Source organism: Streptomyces purpurogeneiscleroticus, assembly GCF_020024005.1.
In the GTDB taxonomy this organism is placed as follows: domain Bacteria; phylum Actinomycetota; class Actinomycetes; order Streptomycetales; family Streptomycetaceae; genus Streptomyces; species Streptomyces purpurogeneiscleroticus.
In genome coordinates this window covers 1-4,066 of record NZ_NHSG01000192.1, presented here as the reverse complement: position 1 = coordinate 4,066, position 4,066 = coordinate 1, and the positions used below count along the sequence as shown (strand labels likewise).

The window sequence follows — 4,066 nt, the reverse complement described above, 5'->3', positions numbered from 1 at the left end:
GCGGGCGGGGTCCGCTCCGGCTGCGGCCGCGGGGCGGCGCCGGAGGCCGCGCCGGACGCGGTCGCAGAGCCGGACGTGGCCGGGCCGCCGGAAGCCGCGCCGGAGGTGGTCGGGGCGTCGGCGGCCGCGTCCTTGAAAGTTTCCTTCAGTCTGGTGCTCACCTCTGAAAAGTAATTTCAGTCACCCGCGGCGTCAATACCCGTCTGTGGCCTGTGGACAACTCCGGGCCGCTGGGACAAGGGGGAACGCGTGTGGGTGTTCGGCGTGTACGCGCGACAATGGGCACATGGAGTTGGAACAGGCGCTGCACGCCGCCCGGGCCCTGGTGATCGCGGACCTGATGGCGGGCGATGTCGCCGACGCGGACATCGTCTCGCTGGTGGAGGACGCGGTCGCGCACCGCCGCTGGTGGGTCGAGCAGTGGCCGGAGGGCGTCGAATTCGTCGCCGGGCTCGTCGCCCAGGACGTACAGGATTCCCTGCTGGAGCGGTACGGCCGCTGGCCGCTCTGCCCGGTGTGCACCGAGGGCGGCGACCCGCACGCGCTGGACGTGGAGCCGGAGCTGGGTCCCGACCCGCACTGGGTCTGCCCGAAGACGGCCGTCTCGGTGGCCCGGGTCGGCTCGCTCGGCGGACCTCTGGGGAGCTGAGGAGCGGCGTGGCGATCTACATCGATCCGCCGACCTGGCCGGGGCACGGCCGGCTGTGGTCGCATCTGGTGAGCGACACGTCGTTCGAGGAGCTGCACGACTTCGCGGCCCGGATCGGCGCGCCGCGGCGCGCGTTCGAGCGCGATCACTACGACCTGCCGGCGGAACGGTACGCCGACGCCGTACGGGCCGGCGCGGTCGAGATCGGCAGCAAGGAACTGGTCCGCCGCCTGACGGCCGCGGGCCTCCGCCGTCCGAAAAACCGCCGGATCTGACTGCTTTCGTGCGGTCCGCCCCCGTACAAGAGCACGTACAAGAGCACGTACAGGAGCGCGTACGCACAGCCGCGTTGGCGGTCCGAGCGGGGCGGCGCCGGCTGACCGGGCCGCCCCGCCGCGCGGAGCCGTCCTCAGAGGCGCTTGCCGGCCGTAGCGCTGCGGTCGTCCGTAGCGCTGCGGTCGTCCGCCGCGGCCTCATGGGGCTGCGGCGCTTCCGAGGATGCGACCAGCCGGGAGGCCGCGCCCGTGGAGCGCTGCAGCCGGTAGGCGACGGCGGTCGCGGCGACGGCGGCCGCCGCCAGCGCGGCGCCGGTCCACGCCACGGCCGGGTAGCCCCAGTGCGCGCTGATGACCAGGCCGCCCAGCCACGGGCCGAGCGTGTTGCCGATGTTGAACGCGGCCGTCGTGGTGGCGCCGGCCAGCGTCGGCGCGGCGTTGGCGACGTTGAACATCCGGGCGTTCAGGGCCGGGGCCGTGGTGAACGCCGTGACGCCGAGCATCAGGGACAGCGCGATCGCCGCTACGGAGTTGTGCGCGGTGAGTGCGAGGACCGCCAGCACGAGGGTGGAGGCGATGATGCCCCCGAAGAGGGTCGGGAAGAGGTGCGCGTCGGCGATCCGGCCGCCTATGTAGGTACCGATGAGCGCGCCCACACCGAAGAGCGCCAGCACCGTGGGCACCCAGCTCTCGGCGAGCCCGGCGGTGTCGGTGAGCAGCGGGGAGAGGTACGAGAAGAGCGCGAACACCGCGGCACCGTTCAGCGCGGTGGCGCCGAGCGCGAGCCAGACCTCCTTGTCGCGGTAGATCGTCAGCTCGCGGCGGAGCTGCGGACGGTCCTCGCCCGTGGGCACCTCCGTGCGCGGCACGAAGGCGATCACACCGACGAGGCCGATCGCGGAGAGGACCGCCACGCCCCAGAACGCGGCGCGCCAGCCGGCGGACTGCCCGAGCAGCGCGCCGGCCGGTACGCCCGCGATGTTGGCGATGCTCAAACCGCCGACCATCACGGCCATCGCGCGGGCGCGCGCGGTGAACGGCACCAGCGAGACGGCCACGGCCGCACCGACCGCCCAGAAGCCGGCGCAGGCCAGCGCGCTCACCACCCGGGAGATGAAGAGCACCGTGTACGAGGGCGCGAGTGCGCCCGCGACCTGGCCGACGCCGAAGACGGCGAGCAGCGCGATCAGCGTCGTGCGCCGCGGGAGGCGGAGCGTGGCGGCGGCCAGCGTCGGAGCGCCGACCACCATGCCGATCGCGAAAGCCGAGACGAGCAGCCCGGCCTGCGGGATCGAGACGTGCATGTCCCGGGCCAGTGGCTGGAGGATCCCGGAGAGCATGAACTCCGAGGTCCCCAGGGCGAATACGGACAATCCGAGGATGTAGACGGCGATGGGCATACGGGCGCGTTCGGCGCGATCAGGAGGGGCAGGCATGACACGCATGAACAGCGTGAACACGCCTGACATTCCCGGTGTCTTCGCGCCGCCGCGTATGCCGCTCGCCGGCGGCCCGCTTCGTACGGCTGTCCCGGACGCCGTCAGCCCGGCTCAGGCGTCGGCCGACCCTTCCAGTACGCCGTCCCGTACCGCCGTGACGAACGCCGACCAGGCCGCCGGGGCCAGGACGAGCGCCGGGCCCCAGGGGTTCTTGCTGTCGCGCACCGGGACCGAGCCCGGCGCGCCGTGTCCCATCTCCACGCAGTCGCCGCCGCTGCCGCCGCTGTAGCTGCTCTTGCGCCAGCTGATGCCGGAGAGGTCGAGCGCGCGGTGTGCCGGGCGGCGGACCGCGGCGCTCTCCGCGCCGTGGCCCGCCCCGTGAACGGCACCGTGCCGCGCTGGGTGGAACGTGAGTTGATCAATAACCATCGTGGTAATCCTTCGCCGCCGACTCGATGAGAACGAGGGACGCTTCGGGTGACAGTGCAGCGGCCCGGACGAGATCGTAAGCCAAGCCGTACCGTTCCACATGCGAAGGTTCGTCCAACATTTGCCCTGTTGCAAGGGCCTGTAGGTACGCGACGGGCGGTGCATCTGCAAATGTCATCAGCTTGAGCGAGCCTTCGAGCGCCGCGTGGGCGCCCTCCGCGTACGGCAGCACCTGCACGATGACGCGATTCCGACGCATGAGTGCCGCGATATGAGTCAGCTGGGTGTGCATCGCGGCCGGACCGCCCACGGGACGGCGCAGCACGTTCTCGTCCAACACCGCCCAGAACAAGGGGGTTGTTGGATCCTCGAGAACGCGGGCCCGGTCCAGCCGCGCGGACAGTAAGTCGTCGATGACCTCCTCCGGGGCGACCGGGTGCACCGCGCGGAACACGGCCCGCGCGTACTCCTCCGTTTGCAGCAGCCCCGGGACGAGTAATGGGGCGTATTCCCTGATCGAGATCGCCATCGCCTCGAACTCGGCGGCGTCCGCGAAGTGTTCCGGATAGCGGGAGCGCTGGGCCGCTTCGACGTTCCGCTCGAAGAATCCGTCCGTACCGAGGATCTCGTCGATCCGCCGTGCGTACTCCCCCTGGATACGCCGTGCGCCCGATTCGAGCTGGCCGATGAACGACCCGCTCACGAACATCGGCGCCCCGAGCTCCGCCTGCGTCAGCCCCGCACTTTCTCGCTTGAACCGCAGCTCAGCGCCGTACAGCGCCCTCGGTGAAAGCGACGGATCCAGTTGTTTCGGCTTCGGCATGGCCCACTCCCTGTCGTGCACCTGGTGTTGTTGGACGTCACCCTCTGTCAAGCTTAACCCCGGACCGTCACCATATAGACACAAGCAGTAAGACGACACGGAGCGCGATGAGGCGCAGTGAGGCGCGGTGAGGCGCAGTGAGGTCCGCTACCGGAGAGGCGAGGTACCCGGTGACTCTCCCGGCGAAGGGTTCGTATGTGGTCGACACCCGGATCGGCAGGATCGGAGAGGTGATGGGGCACGAAGGGCCCTATGTGCAGCTGCGTCCGCCGGGGGGCGGACGTGAGTGGGACTGCCCGCCGGCCGACGCCCGGGCCGCCACCCCGCGCGAACGCCTGGCCGCCCGGACGGCGCTGGCCAACGCGCGCAGTCGGGGCGAGCGCCGCTGAACGAGGCGCGCAAGAACGGCACGTAGGACCCCGAGTGCGGTGCGCCCCGGACCCTGGCGCCC

The 4,066-nt window shown here is 71.2% G+C and carries 6 protein-coding genes; 3 read left to right on the top strand and 3 right to left on the bottom strand.

Features of this window, described 5'->3' with window-relative positions:
• Positions 1 to 286 precede the first annotated feature (286 nt).
• Complete coding sequence (locus CCS38_RS12325) at positions 287 to 649, top strand: DUF8819 family protein (RefSeq protein ID WP_223733270.1); 363 nt, start codon at positions 287 to 289, stop codon at positions 647 to 649.
• An 8-nt stretch (positions 650 to 657) separates the two neighbouring features.
• The gene (locus CCS38_RS12320) at positions 658 to 924 is read left to right on the top strand and encodes a DUF4031 domain-containing protein (protein WP_223733269.1); all 267 of its coding nucleotides are present in this window, start codon (positions 658 to 660) and stop codon (positions 922 to 924) included.
• Between the two features lie 134 nt (positions 925 to 1,058).
• On the opposite strand, the gene CCS38_RS12315 is transcribed toward CCS38_RS12320, so the two are convergent.
• From CCS38_RS12315 to CCS38_RS12305, 3 genes are all read right to left on the bottom strand, one after another.
• Positions 1,059 to 2,360, bottom strand: a complete 1,302-nt coding sequence (locus CCS38_RS12315) for a Cmx/CmrA family chloramphenicol efflux MFS transporter (RefSeq protein WP_223733268.1) — start codon at positions 2,358 to 2,360, stop codon at positions 1,059 to 1,061.
• A gap of 114 nt (positions 2,361 to 2,474) precedes the next feature.
• Entirely contained in the window at positions 2,475 to 2,792 is a 318-nt protein-coding gene (locus CCS38_RS35705; protein ID WP_372457052.1) for a DUF397 domain-containing protein, read from the bottom strand.
• A complete protein-coding gene (locus CCS38_RS12305) occupies positions 2,782 to 3,615 on the bottom strand; it encodes a helix-turn-helix domain-containing protein (RefSeq protein WP_223733267.1) in 834 nt (277 codons plus the stop codon). Before CCS38_RS12305 ends, CCS38_RS35705 begins: the two co-directional genes overlap by 11 nt.
• Before the next feature lie 170 nt (positions 3,616 to 3,785).
• On the opposite strand from CCS38_RS12305, the gene CCS38_RS12300 reads away from it, so the two are divergent.
• Positions 3,786 to 4,004: a hypothetical protein gene (locus CCS38_RS12300; RefSeq protein ID WP_031056439.1), complete on the top strand. Its 219-nt coding sequence runs from the start codon at positions 3,786 to 3,788 to the stop codon at positions 4,002 to 4,004.
• Positions 4,005 to 4,066 lie beyond the last annotated feature (62 nt).

Excerpts from the sequence above, each read along its gene's own strand:
- CCS38_RS35705 (WP_372457052.1), bottom strand. The coding sequence starts at position 2,792 with ATGGTTATTGATCAACTCACGTTCCACCCAGCGCGGCACGGTGCCGTT.
- CCS38_RS12325 (WP_223733270.1), top strand. The coding sequence starts at position 287 with ATGGAGTTGGAACAGGCGCTGCACGCCGCCCGGGCCCTGGTGATCGCG.
- CCS38_RS12305 (WP_223733267.1), bottom strand. The coding sequence starts at position 3,615 with ATGCCGAAGCCGAAACAACTGGATCCGTCGCTTTCACCGAGGGCGCTG.
- CCS38_RS12315 (WP_223733268.1), bottom strand. The coding sequence starts at position 2,360 with ATGCCTGCCCCTCCTGATCGCGCCGAACGCGCCCGTATGCCCATCGCC.